Genomic DNA, 20,877 nt, shown 5'->3' with positions numbered 1-20,877 from the left:
GGTTAGGCCGCGACAGAAAGGTGAGTGGCGTCATCGAAGGCAGCCACCAAGCGTTCCACCGTCAGCGTTTTTTTGACGCGGTGGGGCAGGTCGGCCAGGATGCGGCCGTGCTGCATCATGATCAGTCGGTTGCCGTAGGTCAGCGCATGCTGCATGTTGTGCGTGACCATCAGGGTGGTAATGCCGGTCTCGGAAATGACCTGCGAGGTTACGCGCATGACGGTCTCGGCCGTCTTGGGATCGAGCGCGGCCGTGTGTTCATCGAGCAGCAGCAGGCGGGGTTCCCGCCACACCGCCATGAGCAGGGACAGCGCCTGCCGCTGCCCGCCCGACAGCAGGCCGGCCTGTGCCTTCAAGCGGTTCTCCAGGCCGAGGCCGAACGAGGCCAGCCGAGCCTGCAGATCCTGCCGCGCAGATGCCGAGAGCGCACAGCCGAAGGTACGCCGCGCACCGCGCTGGGCGGCGACCGCCAGGTTTTCTTCGATGCTTAAGGCAGCCGCTGTGCCGATCGCAGGGTCCTGAAAAACGCGTGCAATGTACCGGGCGCGTCGGTGGGTGGGCAGGTGGGTGATGTCCTGGTCGTCGATGCGAATGACGCCGGCATCGGACGACAATTCACCGGCAATCATGTTCAGCAAGGTGGACTTGCCGGCTCCATTGCCGCCTACGACCACCGCAAAATCGCCGGGCGCCAGAGTCAGCGACACGCCGTCGATGGCAATGCGTTCGTCTGCCGTGCCGGCGTAGAACAGCTTCTGAAGGTGCTGGATAGTAAGCATGAGAAGAGTCTTGATAGAGGTCTGCGGACAGCCGATATATCAATCGGCAAAGCAGTTGCAGTCGTCGAAACTGGATGGCACTGTCAGCCCCAGTTCCCGGAATTTTTTCGGCTAATCGTGGTGATGTAGTCGGCCAAAGCAGGACGGATGGTGGCGATCTGCGACGTGGGGGTGCCCTTCAGGATCTGATTGGCCACGTCGGCGGCATTGGCGCCGACTGACTTCAGGGACACCGCAAAATTGGCCGCTGCCAAGCCGGTTTTCACAAGCTCCGTTTCCGAGCTGTAGACCGGCACCTTCAATTGTTTGGCGACGGCGGCGACAGCCGGGATCGCCGATTGCACGAGGTTCGATCCCGTGATGTAGACAAAGCCCGTGCCGCGCATCAATTGCGCGCGTTGCGGAATGTCGCCCACGGTGTCGACACTGATCGCCGTGAACGCCAGGCCCGCACGCGCGGCGGCTTCCTTCATCAACTGGGTGGTCACGACATCATTGACCTCTCCCGGGTTGAACAGTGTGCTGAACGATGTGGCATGCGGGAACATCCGTTTGCCCATGGCCAGCACCGCGTCGAAGTCCTGCAGGTCGGACGAACCGGCAAACCGCGCGCTGCCCCTGTCCCATGACGGCACCAGCCCTGCCTTGACCGGGTCCGTGACCAGGGCGAACACCAGCGGCACCTTGCGGTCGTTGACCGCCGAGATCGCCGTCTGCGATACCGACGTTGTGATGGTCAGGATCAGGCTGGGCGCCGCGCTTGCGAGTTGCGAGAACATCTGCGGCATCAAGGCAGGCGTGAAGTTCGCGTCGCTGTACAGGTATCGGGTGTTGGCGCCCTCGACATGCCCATGGCGTGCCATCTGTTCCTTGAAGCCGGCCATGACCTGCGCCAGCGCCGGGTGCGGACCCAGGTTTGCGATGGCGATGGTGGTGTCGGCGTGCACAGCGTGTGCAAAGGGCAGGGCAAACGCGAAGAGCAGGGCGCGCAATACGATGCGCGCCGCGGCAAGTGAATAAGGCATGGCGGGTCTCGACAAAGAGTGCGCCGCAGGGCGCAGTAAGTGGAAAAGGTGCCTGCAGGTGAACGCTTTTTAGCACCGCGATCGAATGCCGGCGCACCCTGCCAATCACGAGTTCCGATTGCCTCTTTGTTCTTGCTTCAATGCCTATTCGCGGTGCAATCCAGCAAAGCGGATGTCATGGTTTTCCTGGATCGCGACAGGGGATCGACGCCTGTCTAGTGACCGTGCCGGAACCCTGTCGGCGCCCGCAAAATTCGTGCGAATTGTGGCGATCAATGCCGGATAGTGAGGCGATGCGAACGAAGTCTTGCGCCCGTCTTGTTACACGTTTTCAGTCCCTCTAGCCTGCGTTAGCGGAAGGCACATGCCGTCCTGCAATCGACTTACCGGGAGCAGAAAACATGAAGACATGGCTAATGGGAGCAGGTCTCGCCATCGCATGTATCAGCGCGGCGCACGCCGAATCCACGACGACGCTGTACGGGCTGCTGTACACAGGCTTGCGCCACGTCAGTGACAGCGGCGGCAATAGCGTCACCGGGCTCGCAACGGGGCCGTCACGATGGGGCATCAAGGGCACGGAATCGCTGGGCAGCGGCCGTTCAGCGCTCTTTGTGCTTGAAAGCGGATTCGACCTGAGCAGTGGTTCGTCGTTCCAGGGCCGCCGGCTGTTCGGTCGCCAGGCCTATGCAGGCGTGTCCGACGTCGCGGCGGGCCGGCTGACTGCTGGAAGGCAGTACGACATGGTTGCCGACTTTCTTGCGCCGTACGCCGCCACGGGCAAATGGAACGGCTACATAGCGCACGTCGGGGACAACGACAACCTGAACTACCAATTCCGCCTGAACAACAGCATCAAGTACGTCAGTCCCGACATCGGCGGCGTGCAGGCTGGCGCCGTCTACGCAATGGGAGAATCGGCCGGTTCGGGCAAGCCCAACAGCGCCAGCAGTGCCGGCCTGCGCTATCGGCAGGGTGGATTCTCGGCGGCTGCGGGCTACCTTCGCGTCAACAACCCGGCCACCTCGGTGCCCGAAGGCAACTGGAACACCGTCGTGTTCCCCGCCGTCACGCCGACATCGGCCATCACGCCCGCCGCGCTTGCGCCCAACGCCATGACGACCTACGGCATCGGCGCCGACTACCAGGCGGACAAACTGAAATACGCGGTGGTGTACACGCAGACCCGCTTCGACGGCCTCGGCAGTTCCGCGATCGGCCTGCCTACGTCCGACGTGCGCTTCCGCAACCTGGAAGCCAATGTGTCGTTCGATGCGACCGGGCACTGGATGCTGGGTGCAGGCTATGCGTACACGACCGGCGACGTGGCAGCGACACGGTTCAAGCCCAAGTACCACCAGGTGCACCTGGTATCCAACTATTCGCTGTCCAAACGCACGATCCTGCAATTGGCCACCGCGCATCAACGCGCGGCAGGCGACGCGCGCAACGCGTACGTGCTGTACAGCAGTGAGTCGGGTGCATCGCAAGGACGGTCGCAAACCGCGCTGCTTGCGGGCATGTTTCACTTTTTTGACCCGCCATGTGGTCGGTGGAGCGGTTTCCCACCGTTGCCTTGCTGGTCAATGTTGGGTATGCTGGGCGGGAGTCAAATCACCGCAAGAACACGAGGCCTGAGCACCCCCTGACATCGGCTCAGATGCACTCCAAGGCGGCAGGCAAAACAGGCGAGCCTGATAGTAGCGGACGATCTTTGTCCTACCCCGACAGCACTGCATGGGCAGCCATGCACACATACTAAGGGCGATCTTCGGCTACTCGCGGATCTGACTCACTCGAAGGCCCCAATCTTGGGGCCTTTATTTTTTGTGTTCCTGCAGCTTCTTCGTAGAACGTCCTGACCGAATAAAAGTCAGTGCCCCGGTTGATTCTGTGTTCCAACACAAGGACGCGGTTGGGCTGGCGAATGACCAATGGCACTTCCCGGGTGACCGATGCGAATTCGCAATGGATACTCGACCCCCGGGCAATCATGCCAGCGACAATCGCAGCGACATGCGGAATGGCATCAGCAATCTGTGCAATCTGCGGGAACCATTGCGCGTGGATATGGAACGTTCCGAATGTGTCGTCATTGGTGGACGGATGACGGAGGCGATGGTGCGGCCGATTTGGCAGGGGATAGCTTGCTGACATAGCTACGCTGGTAATTGACGGCACAGCGGAGGTGCCCTCTTGAAGCGCATGCTATGTCCGGTTAGGGCGACTTCGTCAGTCGTGGAATTACGCTGCCAAAAACATCCTGCCGTCGCAATGACAAAAGCCTGTACAAAGCCGGTAGGTAACTCGACGCCTATGGGAAGCGCAATGCCAATCCACATGCAAGGTTTGCATTCCGAGGGGTTACTGGGTGAACTCGGCACAATGCCACGTTTGGTCCCCCACACCCGGGGACGATACAATCGCGGATTGGCAGATTCCGGTCAGGCCGGAATCTGCCGCGCTGACCCGTCTTCCCCAAGCGCCGCCGGCTTCCGGCGCGGCGCTTCAGTGCTTGGCGCCGGTGGTATCCGGTGCCCGCTGTTCCGGCCCCATTTTGCACCTGGCCCCCGCTTGCGTTGGGCAGTGCCTTGATTACTTTAAGGAAACCCCATGGCGCTCCAATGCGGCATCGTCGGCCTGCCCAACGTCGGCAAGTCCACTCTCTTCAACGCCTTGACCAAAGCCGGCATCGCCGCCGAAAACTACCCGTTCTGCACGATCGAACCGAACGTCGGCGTGGTCGAAGTGCCCGACCCCCGCCTTGACGCCCTTGCCAAGATCGTCAACCCGGAACGCATCGTGCACGCCACCGTCGAATTCGTCGACATCGCCGGCCTGGTCGCGGGCGCCAGCACGGGCGAAGGCCTGGGCAACCAGTTCCTGGCCCACATCCGCGAGACCAACGCGATCATCAATGTGGTGCGCTGCTTCGAAGATCCCAACGTGATCCACGTGGCCGGCAAGGTCGACCCGATTTCCGACATCGAAGTCATCGAAACCGAACTGGCCCTGGCCGACCTGCAGACCGCTGAAAAAGCGCTGCACCGCTTCAACAAGCAGGCCCGGTCGGGCGACAAGGACGCGGCCAAGCTGGTCGCGCTGCTGGAACGCTGCATTGCCCAGCTGAACGAAGCCAAACCCGTCCGCGGCATGGGCCTGTCGGCGGACGAACTGTTCCTGATCCGCGAAATGTGCTTCATCACGGCCAAGCCCGCCATGTATGTGGGCAACGTGGCCGATGACGGTTTCACCAACAATCCGCTGCTGGATCGCCTGACGGAATACGCGAACAAGCAGGGCGCGCCCACGGTCGCCATCTGCGCGTCGATCGAAGCGGAACTGGGCGAGATGGAAGAAGCCGATCGCGCCGAGTTCCTGGCCGACATGGGCATGGAAGAACCCGGCCTGAACCGCCTGATCCGCGCGGCGTTCAAGCTGCTGGGGCTCCAGACCTACTTCACGGCGGGTGTGAAGGAAGTGCGCGCGTGGACCGTGCCGATTGGTGCGACGGGGCCGCAGGCTGCGGGTGTGATCCATACGGATTTCGAGCGCGGGTATATCCGTGCGCAGACGATTGCGTTCGACGATTTCGTTGCGCTGGGTGGCGAGCAGAAGGCCAAGGAAGCGGGCAAGATGCGCGCGGAAGGGAAGGAGTATGTGGTGCAGGATGGGGATGTGATGAACTTTTTGTTCAATGTCTGACGTATTTTTCGAAACTCAGCAGCGTTCGGTAGCGCTTGACGGAGTGAGCGGGTCTTTCAAAAATAAGGGCCTGCGAAACAATACGGTCTACTGAGCGTTCCTATTGTTCATCGAGGTCTGAAAAATTGGGGGTAGCGTTGGGGGTACTCGTGTTCAGCCGTGGGGGCACTTCTACCCATATAGTGGAGTCCAACGATGCCCGAAGACCTAATCACCGACCTCAAGGTCAGGTCGGCCAAATCGACTGATCGAGATTGGAAACTTTTAGACGGCGGGGGCTTGTTCCTGCTGGTCAAGCCCACCGGCGGCAAGCTCTGGTGGTGGAAGTACCGCCTGCAAGGCAAGGAAAACCTCTTTGCCATTTGCGGCTTTTCTCAAGTAAGCCTTGCGGAGACGCGCGCGGCCCGCGAGAAAGCGCGTGCCTTGGTCAAGCAAGGCATCCATCCTGCTCATGAGCGGCAACAGATCAAGCAGCGTAACCTGGAAGCACTGGAGGAGCACAAGCGTGCTCGTGAAAGCTCGTTTGCCAAGGTAGCGAAAGCGTACCTGGCCGAGATCAAGCCTGTCTTTGCGCTCAACTCCTACCGCACGTAAGAATCCTGCATCAGGAAGTACCTGTCGCCGAAATTCGATGGGATGCCGATGAGCGAAATTGGGGTGAAGCAGATTCGCCCGCTGCTGGAGGAATGAAAGTTCCACGGAGCCTGGGCCGCGATTCATGTCAAAGGCGATCTGTCGGTGATCTTTGACTTCGCGGTGGTGCGCGGTCTGGTCGAGGCTAAATTTCCTCCCAGTCTTCCTGTGCTGCTGCACGTGCCGTTCAGCGAGAACAAGGCGGCGATGACGCGAGAGCAAATCTAGAAGTTCTATCAAAAGTTGCGCAGCTACCAGGGATATCCGGAAACTTCGTTGTGCCTGCGGCTGATTGCGCTGACCGCCTGTCGTCCAGAGAAAGCGGCGAATGCCGAGTGGAGTGAGTTCGACTCTGAGGATGTGTTGTGGCGTCGACCTGCGGCGAAGATGAAAACGCGACGTAATCATGTCAGCCTAATGTCTGCGCAGGTCATCGCCGCGCTGAGGGGTTTGCAGTGCATTACGGGCGGTGGCCGCTATCTGTTTCCGCGCTGAAGCGAAAAAGGCTTCTTTACGCCCAATCTGCTCGCCTGCGCGACGCGCGACGTGGACCTAGCCGGGCACAGCGACGCATTGCTGTAGGACGACCTTTTTCCACTTCGGCCGATGAGAACGACCACCGGCCTGATGCAATCGAACGGGTGTTTGCCCAGGTAGAAAGTAACAAGGTGCGGGCGACGTACAACAAAGTGCTGCTGCTGGAGCAGAGCAGGACGCTGTTGCAAGACTGGGCGGGTTATTCGACTGTATCGGAGATCGGTGGCACAGCATAAGGACGATCTGGCCGGGTATTGCAGAACGAATGGCCAGAGAGACGTTCTCCTTGATCGAATAAGGCTGTTGCCCTTAATCGTCCCCTTGCCATTCGTCGTTGCCCCATGTGGAGTCTGAAAATGAGGTGAGCAGTGGAATAGGGAGGCGTAATTTCTTATTAATTGCCTTTATTATGGATCGTTCTATATATTTCTTTCCCGTTTAGTCATGCTGGCCCCTTGAGACCGCCTTTGTTAAATATATGGGTAGGCAAACACCTTTAGTGAGGCAATTCTAGAGAAAATGCCCCATTTAATGGCTATGATTGCCCCATTTGGATAACCTAGGCTCAGACTTTCATGCACTCGGTCACACCCGAGTACCTTGCCGCGCTTGGTTTCGATGGCATTCAGGTGGCCACGTTGCGCACAGTGGGCGAGTACAAAGGGAGGCAGCAACTCTTCGCCGCACAGTCGCCCGAAGCCCTCAAGGGGCTACGTCAGATCGCGGTGGTGGAGTTTACGAAATCATCCGACCGGCTGGAAGGCGTTGTCGTCGCACCCTCGCGGCTGAAGTCTTTGGTCATCCGCAACGCAACGCCAAAGAGCCGTTGCAAACAGGAAATCGCCGTCTACCGTGATGTCATGGCGCTGATCCACGAGTCTGCCGCGCACATGCCCTTCGGTAAGGGAGTGGTGCGACAGCTGCACACCCTGCTGTACCGCCATTTGCCGAAGGCGGGCAGGAACTGGAAGGCTACCAATAACGACATCATTGGGCGTTACCCGGATAGCACTTCGCGTTTGCGCACCCAGCCAGGCGCTGCGCATCTCACGCCAATGGCCATGGCTGATCTGACCGGGCGCTACGCAGCCGCACTGGAGCAGCATATGACCGACCCTCTGGTACTGGTGCCGCTGGCAATGCTCGACTTCCTGTGCATCCACCCCTTTCCGGACGGCAACGGCCGCATGTCCCGCTTGCTGACCCTGCTGCTGCTCTACCACTTCGACTATGCCGTGGGTCGCTACATCAGTTTGGAACGCATCTTCGAGGAAACCAAGGAAGGTTATGACGAAACGCTGGAAGCCAGTTCGCAGGGATGGCACCAGGGGCAGCACGACGTTAAGCCCTGGCTAGACTACTTCTGGGGGCCTTGCTACGGGCCTATCGCGAGTTTGAGGAGGGTGTCGGCACCATTGAGCGTGGCCGTGGCAGTAAAGGCGACCGGGTGCGTGCGGAAGTCCTGGGACGCACTCTGCCGTTTTCGATTTCCGAAATTGAAGAGGCCTGCCCGGGCGTAAGCAGGGACATGGTGCGGCTAGTGCTGCGGGCGATGAAATCAGAGGGGTTGATCGAATCAACGGGCAAGGGGCGAGGCGCGAAATGGATCAAGCGAGCGTAAGGGGAGCACGATGGAAATAATCGACAACATTAGCCGCCTGTTGGGCGACGATCTTAAGCAGACCCTCAGGCCCGGCGCGCGCCTGAGGATCGCAGCCTCGTGCTTTTCGATGTACGCCTTCGAGGCGCTGAAAACCGAGTTGGAAAAGATTGACGAGCTGAGCTTCATCTTCACCTCGCCCACCTTTGTAGCTAACGAGGTTACCGACAAAATTCGCAAGGAGCGCAAGGAATTCCATATCCCCAAGCTCGACCGCGAACGCAGCCTCTACGGCAGCGAGTTTGAAATCCAGCTTCGCAACAAGCTCACCCAGCGGGCGGTGGCCAAGGAATGTGCCGACTGGATACAACGCAAGGCCACGTTCCGCAGCAACCGCACTAAAGCGCCCATGCAGCAATTCGTCTGCGTGCAGGCTGGCTGCACCGACACGGCGTACATGCCCCTGCATGGGTTCACCGCCGTCGATCTCGGCTATCAGCAAGGCAATGCGGTGTCCAACCTCGTCAACAAGATGAACGAGGCCCCTTTTCTGCCACCTACCTAAGTCTGTTCGACCAGATTTGGAACGACTCCGAAAAACTTGAGGACGTGACTGAGCAGATCTGCGAGCACATCGCCTCGGTCTATCAGGAGAACTCGCCCGAGAGCATCTACTTCCTGATGCTCTACAACGTCTTCAACGAGTTCCTCGACGACATCGACGAAGACGTGTTGCCCAACGATCGCACGGGCTACCAGGACACGCTGATCTGGAACAAGCTCTTCAACTACCAAAAGGATGCGGCCACCGGCATCATCAACAAGCTGGAAACCTACAGTGGTTGCATCCTGGCCGACAGCGTAGGCCTCGGCAAGACCTTCACCGCGCTGGCCGTAATCAAGTACTACGAGTTGCGGAACAAATCCGTGTTGGTACTTTGCCCCAAGAAGCTGGCCGACAACTGGCTCAACTACAACCGCAACCTCAAGACCAATATCTTCGCCCGCGACCGGTTCAGCTACGACGTGCTGTGTCACACGGATCTTTCGCGCACCAGCGGCGAATCCTTCGGCACACCGCTCAACCGCATAAATTGGGGCAACTACGATCTGGTCGTCATCGACGAGTCGCACAACTTCCGTAACAACGACGCTTACAAGGACAAGGAAACGCGCTATCAGAAGCTGATGCGCAAGGTCATTCAGGAAGGGGTGAAGACCAAGGTGCTGATGCTATCGGCTACACCAGTCAACAATCGCTTCAACGACCTGCGCAACCAGCTTGCGCTGGCCTACGAAGGCGACTCGGAAAGCCTCAGCAAGAAACTGCGCACCAGCAAGTCGGTGGAAGAAGTTTTTCGCAATGCCCAGGCAGTCTTCAACACCTGGTCAAAGCTGCCGCCGGAAGGGCGCACCGCGCGAGCAATCCTTGACTCGCTGGATTTCGACTTCTTCGAGCTGCTCGACAGCGTCACCATCGCCCGCTCGCGCAAGCACATCCAGACTTTCTACGACACCAAGGACATCGGCCAGTTTCCCGAGCGCCGCAAGCCGCTGTCGTTCCACTGCCGCCTGACCGAGCGGTCAGACGTGCTGGGCTTTAACGAAATCTTCGAACAGCTCTCCCTACTCAGACTGGCCGTGTATGCGCCCATCAGCTACATCCTGCCCAGTCGTCTGAAAAAGTACGAGGAGATCTACGACACAAAGGTTGGCGGCAAGAGCACGCTGCGTCAGGCTGACCGCGAAAAGAGCCTGCAGGCCCTGATGACGGTCAACTTGCTCAAGCGCCTCGAAAGCTCGGTACAGTCATTCCGACTCACCCTGCAATCGCTGCGCGCCAACAACGAAGCGACGCTGGCCAAAATTGCCGCGTTCAACCAATCTGGTGGCGCGGCGACAGTGAGTGACCTTACGGATGTGCTGGAGGGGCTGGATGCCGAGGACGACGACCTGCCAATGCTTAGTGATGAGGGCGGCGAGATCGGCGGGAAGATCAAGATCAACCTCGCTGACATGGACTTGCCATCCTGGGAGCACGAACTCAAGGTGGACTTGCAGGTTATCGACGCTCTGCTGGCCTCAATGAACAAGATCACCCCGCAGGACGACGCCAAGTTGCAGCACCTCAAGGCGCAACTGCTCGGGAAGATCGACAACCCCATCAACCCCGGCAACAGGAAGGTGCTGATCTTCACCGCTTTTGCCGACACCGCCGATTACCTGTACACCAATCTTGCACCGGAGCTGCTGGCCAGGGACGCCATCCAAACCGCCAAGGTCACCGGCAAGGGCGCGCCGCAGTCTACCATCAAGAGCGGCATACACAAGCGCAACTACGACTTCCAGGAACTGCTCACCCTGTTCTCTCCTCGCTCGAAAGAGAAGGCTGTAGTGCTGCCGGACGAGCCGCACGAAATCGACCTCCTGATCGGCACCGACTGCATTTCCGAAGGCCAGAACCTGCAAGACTGCGATTACCTGATCAACTACGACATTCACTGGAACCCGGTGCGCATCATCCAGCGCTTTGGTCGGGTGGATCGTATCGGCTCGCCCAACAGCAGCATCCAGCTTGTCAACTACTGGCCCGACATCTCGCTCGATGAATACATCAACCTAAAGGAGCGCGTTGAGAGTCGGATGATGATCGCCGACGTTACCGCCACCGGCGACGACAACGTGCTGTCCGCTCAGGCCAACGACGTGTCGTACCGAAAAGAGCAACTGCGCCGCTTGCAGGAAGAAGTCATCGAGCTGGAAGATTTGAAGACCGGTGTCTCCATCACAGATCTAGGCCTCAACGACTTCCGCATGGACTTGCTTAACTACGTCAAGGCCCACGGCGAACTGAGCAATGGGCCCAACGGGATGCACGCCGTCGTGCCCGCCCAGCCTGAGATGGGGCTGCGCCCAGGGGTGATCTTCACGCTGCGCAATCGCAATTCAGGCGTCAACCTCAACCAGCACAACCGCCTGCACCCGTACTACCTCGTCTACATCAACCGCGAGGGCGAGGTGATCCACGACCACACCGAGGTCAAACGCCTGCTCGACCTGGCGCGCACATGCTGCAAAGGGCGGGACAAGCCCATGATTGAGGCTTGCCAGCGCTTCAATCAGGAAACATCGGAGGGCCGCAAGATGCAGTCCTACTCCGATCTGCTGGGCCAATCCATTCGTTCAATGATCGAGGTGAAGGAAGAAAGGGATCTGGACAGCCTGTTCACCGTTGGCAAGACCACGGCGCTCACGGGAACCATCTCCGGCCTGGACGACTTCGAACTTATCAGCTTCCTCGTGATTCAGGAGGTTGGATGAGTGCGCTGATCGCCTACCCCAAGCAGGCCGCCTTTGGACGCGTTCTGCCCAAGAGCAAGATCTACGAGCACAGCGGAGCTAATGACCGGCTCAAAGACCTGTTCGTCAAACAGGTGGAACAGATCGTCTGGCAGTACAAGCTGGCCCCGGAGACGCTCCATCTCCCTGCGCGCCACGGCGTACCGGAAATCCAGATTTTCATCATTCAGCTCAAGACGGCCGAATTGCACGCCGATGTGCTGCGCTGCATCGACGGGGCCATCCCGTTTCCGATCGTGTTCGAGCTGACCTTCGACGATAGAACTCAGGTGACTGCCGCCCACAAGCGCCCGAACGAAGCCGACGCTAGCCGCTGGGTGCTCTCGGACTACTTTGCATCGGACTGGCTGCCAATGGATAGCGAACGCACCGCAATGCCCGTGGCCTTGCATCTGGGCGGCATGTACGAGCAATTGCTGCACCGCTTAATCCCGCTGTCAGCGCGGCCACAGGAAACACTGGCCGAGCTGGTGGCGCGCGTTGAACAGGCACAAGCCAAGCAGCGCGAAATGGATAAGACCACGGCGCGGCTGGCCAAGGAAAAGCAGTTCAATCGCAAGGTAGAGATCAATGCCAAACTGCGGAAGCTGAAAATAGAGCTGGACGAACTCAAAAAACAGATAACAGGTTCAAGGAGTTGAAACCGAAATGAAGATCCAATCCGCCCGCATCAAAAACTTCCGCACGTTGAAAGACGTTACGATTCCCTTCGACTCCGTCACGACCTTCATCGGGCCGAACGGGGCTGGTAAGTCCACTGTGCTTCGTGCGCTTGATTGGTTCTTCAACGGTAAGCCTGCCTTACTGACAGAGAAAGACTGCTCTTTTGGAGCGATTGACGAAGATATCGAGGTTCAGATCACATTCGCCGATCTCACTGAAAAGGATCGAGAGGCGCTTGGAAAGTACACCCCAGAAGGGGCGGTTACGTTCACTGCATGGAAGCGCCGTTCATCAGACGGTTCCGATGTTCTCTCCGCTAATGCAAAAGGGTTTCCAGAATTCAATGCAATCAAGGCGGCTAGCGGTGCTGCTGCCAAGAAAGAACTTTATTCCAAGCTGCGTACAGATAATCCAGGATTGGGTTTGCCATCGGCTAATACGGCTACTGCTATTGAACAGGCAATGACAGCATGGGAATCCGCTCACACCGATCAATTGATTGATGCTCCTGAAGCACTGCAAACCAACTTCTTTGGTTTCAACAGCGGTGGCAAGATGAGCGGCCTCTTCGACTTCGTACTTGTTACTGCCGACCTTCGCGCAAGCGAAGAGTCGATCGATGGCAAGTCGAGCATCATTGGCAGAATTCTTGAGCGTTCAGTTGATCGTGCTGCCGCAGACGAGGAAATTGCGAAAATTGTCGAAGAGTCGCGTGCCAAGCAACAGCAGGTCTATGAAGAGAAGTTCAAAGAACAGCTTGATGCCATCACGACTCAGCTAAATGAGGTTGTCGCGTCGTATTCGCCGGGGCGCTCCGTTACCGTTTCTCCCGCAGACGTAGAGCTTAAGGCCCCTAAGACGACATTTGAAGTAGCTGTACTTGATGGCGCAACCGAGACTGCTGTAGAAAGGCAGGGTCATGGATTTCAGCGCACGATCCTGATTTCAGCACTCCAGCTACTAGCTCAGTCTGGCGCGGCTTCGGCCGAGGGGGTTATTTGTTTGGCTATTGAGGAGCCAGAACTCTTTCAGCATCCGATCCAGGCACAAGCCTTTGCAAAGATTCTCAGGTCGCTTGCAGAAGATGCAGCTAAGCGCATCCAGGTGACTTATGCAACGCATAGCCCATACTTTCTTGAAGCACGCCATTTTGACCAAGTCAGGAGGCTAACAAGGTCGGCTGATGAGACTCCGGTGGTTTCTATTCACTATGCAACTATCGCGGACGTGAAGGCCAAGCTCTACGGGATCGTGGATGGCGAGGTGGTCGACCGCCGACTTGACCACAATATAGCCGACCAGCTAGCCATAGCACTCTTCGCTAACCGAGTTTTTCTTGTAGAGGGCCCGACAGAGTCATCCGTTTTCTATGGCCTCGGCGATAGATTGTCTCCCGGCTCACTGGAGGCGGCAGGGGTTTCCATAGTCTTTGTGGGAGGAAAAACCTCAATTCCACTTGCGCATGCAATTTTGGATTCGATAGGCGTTCCTGCATATGCTCTCTTTGATGCCGACGCTGGTTGTGTAGCGCGTGCAACAGCTAGTGGGAAAATACAGCAAAAAATTGATAGCGAACGCAATCAGAACGTAAAAGAGAACAGGAAACTACTCCAGTACTTTGGGCTGGATCAAGAAGATTTCCCGGCGGCTAGGACGGCTGAGAATGTGGCAATTCTAGATGATCACATTGAGGGATTTTTATCCGAAAAGTGGGAGGCTTGGGTTGCCGCCTGCCAAGATTTAGAGAGCAGTACAGGTATCAGCCTCGCAAAAAATCAACTTGCATACCGCACGGCAACGCTCAGGGCGGAAGGTGAAGTGCCCGAGATGCTGCTACAAATCCTGGCCAGGGCGAAAGGAGAATAACCGTGCATGAAATCATCTGCCCCCACTGCGGGAAGGCATTCAAGATTGATGAGGCTGGGTATGCGGACATACTGAAGCAAGTACGCGACAATGATTTTGAAAAGCAGTTGCATGAGCGGCTGGAGTTGGCCGAACAGGAGAAATGTAATGCGGTTGAGCTTGCTCAGGCCAAGATAACCAGCGAGTTGCAGCAGGCTGCTTCTGCGAAAGACGCCGAACTCCAGGAACTGAAGGCCAGACTCGATGCCGCCGAGGTTGCGCACAAGCTCGCGGTAACCGAAGCGCTGGGCGCAATGGAAAAAGAGCGTGACACGCTGGCCAATGAACTGGATCAAGCCAAGCTTGAAAAGCAAGCCGCCATTGCGCTCGCTGAAGCCCAGGCTACCGCTAACCTACAAAAATCCCTCTCTGACAAAGAGGGGGAGATCAAAGAGTTAAAGGCCAAGCTGGACGCCGGAGATGTTGCGCGGCAACTGGCAGTGGCAGATGCGCTGAAGGTCATAGAGAAAGAGCGTGACGCGCTGGCCAGCGACTTGGTTCAAGCACAGCGCGACAAGCAAGCCGAGTCAGCATTAGCGGAGGCAAGACTTGCCAGTGAATTGCAGAAAATAGCGGCGGCAAGAGAGGCGGAGATACAAGAGCTGAAATCGAAACTGGATGCCAGCAATCTTGCGCAAAAAATTGCGGTAACTGAAGCCGTCAGCGCAGTTGAAAAGGAGCGCGATGAACTGAAGAGCGGCTTGCAGCGCAAGGAGCTTGAGAAGGATCTGGCCGAAAAGTCGCTGAAGGAAAGGTACGAAATACAGATCAAGGATCGCGAGCACGAAATCGAACGCCTTCGGGATATGAAGGCTCGGTTGTCGACGAAAATGGTTGGTGAAACTCTCGAACTGCACTGCGAAATCGAATTCAACCGGATTCGTGCCACAGCTTTCCGCGAGCGTACTTTGAGAAAGACAACGACGCGCGTAGCGGGAGCAAAGGCGACTAAATTTTCCGGATTTGGATGAGGATGGCATCGAAATCGTCTCAATCATGTTCGAAATCAAGAATGAGAGCGATGAAACGGCGACCAAAAAGAGGAACGAAGACTTCTTGAGGGAACTGGACAAGGATCGAACAGAGAAGGGCTGCGGATACGCCGTTCTGTTTTCTCTGCTTGAGCCCGAGAGCGAGTTGTACAACACCGGAATCGTCGATGTATTCCATAGATACTCAAAGATGTACGTCATCCGGCCACAGTTTTTTATTCCGATCATCACATTGTTGCGTAACGCGGCTATGAAGTCCCTGGTTTACAAGTCGGAACTGACACTGGTCAAGGCCCAGAATATCGATATCACCAATTTTGAAAGTAAGCTGGAAGCGTTCAAGACAGGGTTTGAAAGGAACTACGATCTCGCTTCTAGGCAATTCACGAAGGCCATCGAAGAGATCGACAAGTCGATCGATCATCTGCAGAAAACCAAGGATGCTTTGCTGAGCACCGATCGCAATCTGCGCCTGGCCAACAATAAGGCGCAGGACGTGACGATCAAAAAACTGACGCATGGCAACCCCACCATGAAAGACAGATTTTCAGAGTTGAAGAGATTTGACGGTGAGGATGACGAATAAGGCTTTGCAGCCTGTTTTCACTTCGATGCCGAGAACACCCGTTTAAGAAGAGATTGAGTAATGGATAAATTGAAGATGCACTCGCCCAACCTGACCGAAGACAACATCGCGCGCATCCGCGACTTGTTCCCCGGCTGCGTGACCGAGGCGCGAGGCGAGGACGGCAGCGTCGCGCTTAAGGTGGACTTCGACCAGCTCAGGCAGGAGCTGTCCAGCTCCATCGTCGAGGGGCCGCAGGAGCGCTATCACCTCAATTGGCCAGGCAAGCGCGAGGCGTTGCTGACGGCCAATGCGCCGATTGTCAAGACCCTGCGCCCGGTGCGCGAGGAAAGCGTGGATTTCGATACGACGAAGAACCTGTTCATCGAAGGCGACAACCTTGATGCCTTGAAGCTATTGCAGGAAACATATCTGGGCAAGGTAAAGATGATCTACATCGACCCGCCGTACAACACGGGCAACGATTTCATCTACGAAGATGACTTTGCCGAGGATATGGAGTCTTACAAACTTCGCAGCAATCAAAAAGATGAAGAAGGAAATCGACTAACACACAACACGCCGAGCAATGGCCGTTTTCACTCGGACTGGCTGAGCATGATTTATGCTCGGTTAAAGCTGGCGCGTAATCTTCTTGCCGACGATGGCGTGATTTTTATTTCAATCGATGACAACGAAGGTTCCAATCTCCACCGGCTTTGTGATGAGATTTTTGGTGGCGAAAACTTCGTGGCTCAACTAACCGTGATTGTCAAACCAGAGGGGCGGAGGTACGGTTCTTTTGCCAAGACGCATGATTACATGCTGGCGTACTGCAAAAATCAAGAATATGCCAATTTGAATGAGATATTCGTCGAAGGTCTTGAACATCCACATAGCGATGAATTTGGAGGATTTACGCTCAAAGGATTGCGAAACAGAAATGTGCAGGCCTTTAATTCAACGAACAGGCCCAATCTTAGATATCCGTTCTTTGTAGACAAGAAAAAATCGGATGCCAACGGATTTTTCAAGGTATTCACCGTTCCCTTCGATGGAGCCGTTAAGGTTGAGGCGAGTACTGTTGATGGGTTGCAGAGCGTCTGGCGCTGGGGCAAAGACAAGTCTGAGAAAGAAAAAGATAGTTTGCTGGCTTACGAGGGACAAGATGGAGAAATTCGGATTTTCCAGAAAGAGCGAAAACTGTCTCAGATGGCGAAAACGGTATTGGCCGACAAGGAAATTATTTCAAATAAGGGAACCAAGGAGTTGCAGGCATTGTTGGGCAAGGGGATTTTCGATTTTCCGAAGCCGGTTGCATTGATCAAGCTGATAACAGCAATAGGGTCGAATGAGGAATCCCTGATCCTAGATTTTTTCTCCGGAAGCGCAACGACCGCCCACGCGGTCATGCAACTCAACGCTGATGATGGTGGCGCTCGCAAGTTCATTATGGTGCAACTGCCAGAGTTAACTGATATGCATAGTGAGGCATTTAAAGCCGGCTACGAATCCATCGCAGATATTGGCAAAGAACGTATCCGTCGTGCGGGGAAGAAAATCAGCAATGAGTACCCGAACGTGGACGTTGGTTTTCGCGTCCTAAGGATTGAAACCTCCAATATGGCCGACGTCTACTACGCCCCCGATGCGCTCGACAAAGCCAACCTCAACCTGTTCGTCGACAACATCAAGCCTGACCGCACGGCGGAAGACCTGCTGTTCCAGGTGATGCTGGACTGGGGTGTTGACCTCGCCCTACCCATTGAGAAGAAGGTCATCCAGGGCAAGGACGTGTTCTTTGGCGATGGCAACGCTCTGGCTGCTTGTTTTGACGCGCACGGTGGTGTGGACGAAGCGTTCGTCAAGGAACTGGCCACGCACAAGCCCCTGCGTGTGGTGTTCCGCGATGCCGGATTCAAGGACAGCGCCGTCAAGATCAACGTGGAGCAGATCTTCAAGCTGCTGTCGCCATCCACCGAAGTGAAGAGCATCTGAGGGAGCGGCGATGAAACTGAAGTTCAAGACGCAGGCCTACCAGACGGCGGCAGTGCAGGCGGTGGTGGACTGCTTCAAGGGGCAGGTTCCACATCACGGCGGCATTCGCTACCGGCTCGATCCTGGTAGCCGGAAAGCAGCCCTAGAGAGCCCGCAAGCAGCGCTCGCGCTGGAGGCCGCTTCGTCTGAGGCTGCGGCGGAAAAGGAGGCTGCGTTTCGCAACGCTGACCTCACGCTGTCGGAAACAGCGCTGCTGGACAACATCCAGGCCGTCCAGCGGGGTCAGAATCTGCCGCTGTCGGATGCGCTGGTCAAAACCAAGGTGGCCAAGGTCAATCTCGACATCGAGATGGAAACCGGCACGGGCAAGACCTACTGCTACATCAAGACCATCTTCGAGCTGAACAAGCTGTTCGGCTGGAGCAAGTTCATCATCGTGGTACCCAGTATCGCCATCCGCGAGGGCGTGGCCAAGTCGCTGGACATCACCGCCGAGCACTTCCTGGAGATGTACCAGAAGAAGGCGCGCTACTTCATCTATAACTCCAAGCAGCTGCACCACCTTGAGAGTTTTTCGTCGGACGCGGGCATCAATGTGATGGTGATCAACGTGCAGGCGTTCGCCTCGCGCGGGGCGGAAAACCGTCGCATTTACGACGTGTTGGATGACTTCCAGTCCCGCAAACCCATCGACGTGATCAGTGCCAACCGTCCGATCCTGATTCTGGATGAGCCGCAGAAGATGGAAGGTGCGGCGACGGTGAAATCGCTGGAGGCGTTTAAGGCGCTGATGGTGCTGCGCTACTCGGCCACCCATAAGACCACCCACAACAAGATTCATCGCCTGGATGCGTTGGACGCCTACAACCAGAAGCTGGTTAAGAAAATTGCCGTGCGCGGCATCGCGGTGAAGGGCCTGGCGGGTACCGCGCGTTATCTGTACCTGCAGTCCATCGAGATTTCGAGCAAGAAGCCGCCCGAGGCACGCGTCGAGTTCGAGCAGAAGCTGACGGGAGGCAACATCAAGCGCGTGGTGAAGAAGCTCAGCAAAGGCAACAACTTGTTCGATCTGTCGGGCGGGCTGGATCAGTACCGCGACTATGTGGTGGCAGACATCAACGCCAACACCGACACCCTGAGCTTTACCAATGGCGTGGAGCTGACGGTCGGTGACGCCACTGGCGACGTGACTGAAGCGGCGCTGCGTCGCATCCAGATTCGTGAGGCGATCAAGGCGCACTTCGACAAGGAACAGGCATTGTTCCAACAGGGCGTGAAGGTGCTGACCCTGTTCTTCATTGATGAGGTGGTCAAGTACCGCGACTACGCACAGGTGGACGAAAAGGGCCAATACGCGGGCATCTTTGAAGAGGAATACACACAGTACCTGAACGAGGTGCTCCATCTGGACGAGACTGCCTACGTCAAGTACTTGAAGGGCATTCCGGCCGACAAGACCCACAGCGGCTACTTCTCCATCGACAAGAAGAGCAAGCGCGACGTTGATCCGAGCATTGCGAAGACAGGTGAAAACAAAGGCTTGTCGGACGATGTGGATGCCTATGACCTGATTCTGCGAAAGAAGGAGCAACTCCTCAAATTCGAAGAGCCGGTACGTTTCATCTTCTCGCACTCGGCCCTGCGCGAAGGTTGGGATAACCCTAATGTCTTCGTGATCTGCTTCTTGAAGCATCCCTACTACAACAACGAGGTCACACGCCGACAAGAGGTGGGGCGTGGCTTGCGGCTGTCCGTCAACCAGACGGGCGACCGGATGGATCATCCGGCTACCGTGCACGACGTGAACGTGCTGACCGTGGTCGCCAGCGAGAGCTACAAGGACTTTGTGGCCGCGCTGCAGAAGGACATCAGCGATTCGCTGTCGGAACGTCCGCGCGTGGCAAACGAGGAATACTTTACCGGCAAGGTGCTGAAAACGGCGACCGGGGACGTGCCGGTTACGCCGCAACTAGCGAAGCAAATCTACCGCTATCTGGTCAAGAACGACTACACAGACGATTCAGATCGGATCGCGGGTGCGTATCACGATGCCAAGAAGACTGGAACGCTGGCCGATCTGCCAGACGAGCTGAAGCCGCACGCCGCGCAGGTGTACCAGCTTATCGACAGTGTGTTCAGCGCCAGCCAGTTGCCCGACATTGGCGACGACCGTAAACCTAAGAAGAACCCGCTCAACGCCAATTTCGACAAGCAGGAGTTCAAGGCGCTGTGGAACCGCATCAATCGCAAGGCGGCCTACAGTGTCGATTTCGACTCGGACGAGCTGGTGCAAAAGGCGGTCAAGGAGTTGGACGCAGCTCTGCGCGTGACCCCGCTGCAATACACCATCCAGGCTGGCGAACAGATCGACCAGGTGACTGGTGAGGCGCTAAAGCATGGCGATGGTTTCAAGGTTTCCGAAACGAAGACCGAATACAACAAGCAGTCGATTCATTCTGCAGTCAAGTACGACCTGATCGGCAAGCTGGCCGAAGGTACTCACTTGACTCGCCGCATGGTGGCGGAAATCCTCAAGGGTATTAACGTCGCGGTTTTTGCGCAGTTCAAGACTAACCCGGAAAGTTTCATCGCCGAGGCCACGCGACTTATCAACGAGCAGAAAGCCACAGTCATCATCGAACATCTGGCCTACGATCCCGTCGAGGACAAGTTCGACCTCGACATCTTCACTGCCGGGCAGACCAAGCAGGACTTCAGCAAGGCCGGTGACAAGCTCCAGCGACACATCTACGACTATGTGCTGACGGATTCGAAGGTGGAGCGGGAGTTCGTGAAAGAGCTGGACACAGCAAATGAAGTGGTGGTCTATGCCAAGTTGCCACGCGGGTTCCTTATTCCCACGCCCGTGGGCGACTACAACCCGGATTGGGCGATCAGCTTCAAGGAAGGCGCGGTCAAGCACATCTATTTCGTGGCGGAAACCAAGGGGTCCATGTCCTCGATGGACCTGCGCGAGATCGAAAAGACCAAGATCAAGTGTGCCCGCAAGTTCTTCGACGAGATGAACCGCCGCTACGCCCCGGAGAACGTCAAGTACGACGTGGTGGACAGTTTCGGCAAGCTGATGGAGGTGGTGAAGTAGCGGATGCCAAGC

Annotated in this window: 12 protein-coding genes and 2 pseudogenes; 12 read left to right on the top strand and 2 right to left on the bottom strand. The window is 56.8% G+C overall.

Features of this window, described 5'->3' with window-relative positions:
• Positions 1-2: 2 nt before the first annotated feature.
• On the bottom strand, positions 3-779 hold the full coding sequence (locus tag ACNANG_RS10735) for an ABC transporter ATP-binding protein (protein ID WP_420227153.1): 777 nt from the start codon (positions 777-779) through the stop codon (positions 3-5).
• 83 nt (positions 780-862) lie between these two features.
• On the bottom strand, positions 863-1,804 hold the full coding sequence (locus ACNANG_RS10730) for an ABC transporter substrate-binding protein (protein WP_420227152.1): 942 nt from the start codon (positions 1,802-1,804) through the stop codon (positions 863-865).
• Positions 1,805-2,205: 401 nt separating this feature from the next.
• Between ACNANG_RS10730 and ACNANG_RS10725 the strand changes: the two genes are divergently transcribed.
• The 12 genes and pseudogenes from ACNANG_RS10725 to ACNANG_RS10670 all read left to right on the top strand — a co-directional run bounded on the left by ACNANG_RS10725 (position 2,206) and on the right by ACNANG_RS10670 (position 20,865).
• Positions 2,206-3,453 carry a porin gene (locus tag ACNANG_RS10725; protein WP_420227151.1) on the top strand — a complete coding sequence of 416 codons (1,248 nt, stop codon included), beginning with the start codon at positions 2,206-2,208 and terminating at the stop codon, positions 3,451-3,453.
• 964 nt (positions 3,454-4,417) lie between these two features.
• Complete coding sequence (gene ychF, locus ACNANG_RS10720) at positions 4,418-5,509, top strand: redox-regulated ATPase YchF (RefSeq protein WP_420227150.1); 1,092 nt, start codon at positions 4,418-4,420, stop codon at positions 5,507-5,509.
• 195 nt (positions 5,510-5,704) lie between these two features.
• A complete protein-coding gene (locus ACNANG_RS10715) occupies positions 5,705-6,103 on the top strand; it encodes an Arm DNA-binding domain-containing protein (protein WP_420227149.1) in 399 nt (132 codons plus the stop codon).
• A 144-nt stretch (positions 6,104-6,247) separates the two neighbouring features.
• The gene (locus tag ACNANG_RS10710; RefSeq protein ID WP_420227148.1) at positions 6,248-6,370 is read left to right on the top strand and encodes a hypothetical protein; all 123 of its coding nucleotides are present in this window, start codon (positions 6,248-6,250) and stop codon (positions 6,368-6,370) included.
• Between the two features lie 884 nt (positions 6,371-7,254).
• Positions 7,255-8,300, top strand: a pseudogene (locus ACNANG_RS10705) (Fic family protein).
• A 10-nt stretch (positions 8,301-8,310) separates the two neighbouring features.
• On the top strand, positions 8,311-8,844 hold the full coding sequence (locus ACNANG_RS10700) for a hypothetical protein (protein ID WP_420227147.1): 534 nt from the start codon (positions 8,311-8,313) through the stop codon (positions 8,842-8,844).
• A gap of 44 nt (positions 8,845-8,888) precedes the next feature.
• Positions 8,889-11,600 carry a helicase-related protein gene (locus tag ACNANG_RS10695; RefSeq protein ID WP_420227146.1) on the top strand — a complete coding sequence of 904 codons (2,712 nt, stop codon included), beginning with the start codon at positions 8,889-8,891 and terminating at the stop codon, positions 11,598-11,600.
• Positions 11,597-12,280, top strand: coding sequence for a DUF4391 domain-containing protein (locus ACNANG_RS10690; protein ID WP_420227145.1), 684 nt, complete (start codon positions 11,597-11,599; stop codon positions 12,278-12,280). The genes ACNANG_RS10695 and ACNANG_RS10690 overlap by 4 nt, the downstream gene beginning before the upstream one ends.
• 7 nt (positions 12,281-12,287) lie before the next feature.
• Complete coding sequence (locus ACNANG_RS10685; protein ID WP_420227144.1) at positions 12,288-14,168, top strand: ATP-dependent nuclease; 1,881 nt, start codon at positions 12,288-12,290, stop codon at positions 14,166-14,168.
• A gap of 2 nt (positions 14,169-14,170) precedes the next feature.
• Positions 14,171-15,785 (top strand): annotated as a pseudogene (locus ACNANG_RS10680) (DUF2130 domain-containing protein).
• A 60-nt stretch (positions 15,786-15,845) separates the two neighbouring features.
• Positions 15,846-17,762, top strand: a complete 1,917-nt coding sequence (locus ACNANG_RS10675; protein ID WP_420227143.1) for a site-specific DNA-methyltransferase — start codon at positions 15,846-15,848, stop codon at positions 17,760-17,762.
• A gap of 10 nt (positions 17,763-17,772) precedes the next feature.
• Positions 17,773-20,865 carry a type III restriction-modification system endonuclease gene (locus ACNANG_RS10670; protein ID WP_420227142.1) on the top strand — a complete coding sequence of 1,031 codons (3,093 nt, stop codon included), beginning with the start codon at positions 17,773-17,775 and terminating at the stop codon, positions 20,863-20,865.
• Positions 20,866-20,877 lie beyond the last annotated feature (12 nt).

The organism is Pigmentiphaga litoralis (genome assembly GCF_048632615.1).
GTDB classification, from domain to species: Bacteria; Pseudomonadota; Gammaproteobacteria; order Burkholderiales; family Burkholderiaceae_B; genus Pigmentiphaga; species Pigmentiphaga litoralis_B.
This window is presented reverse-complemented; position numbering and strand designations above follow the sequence as displayed.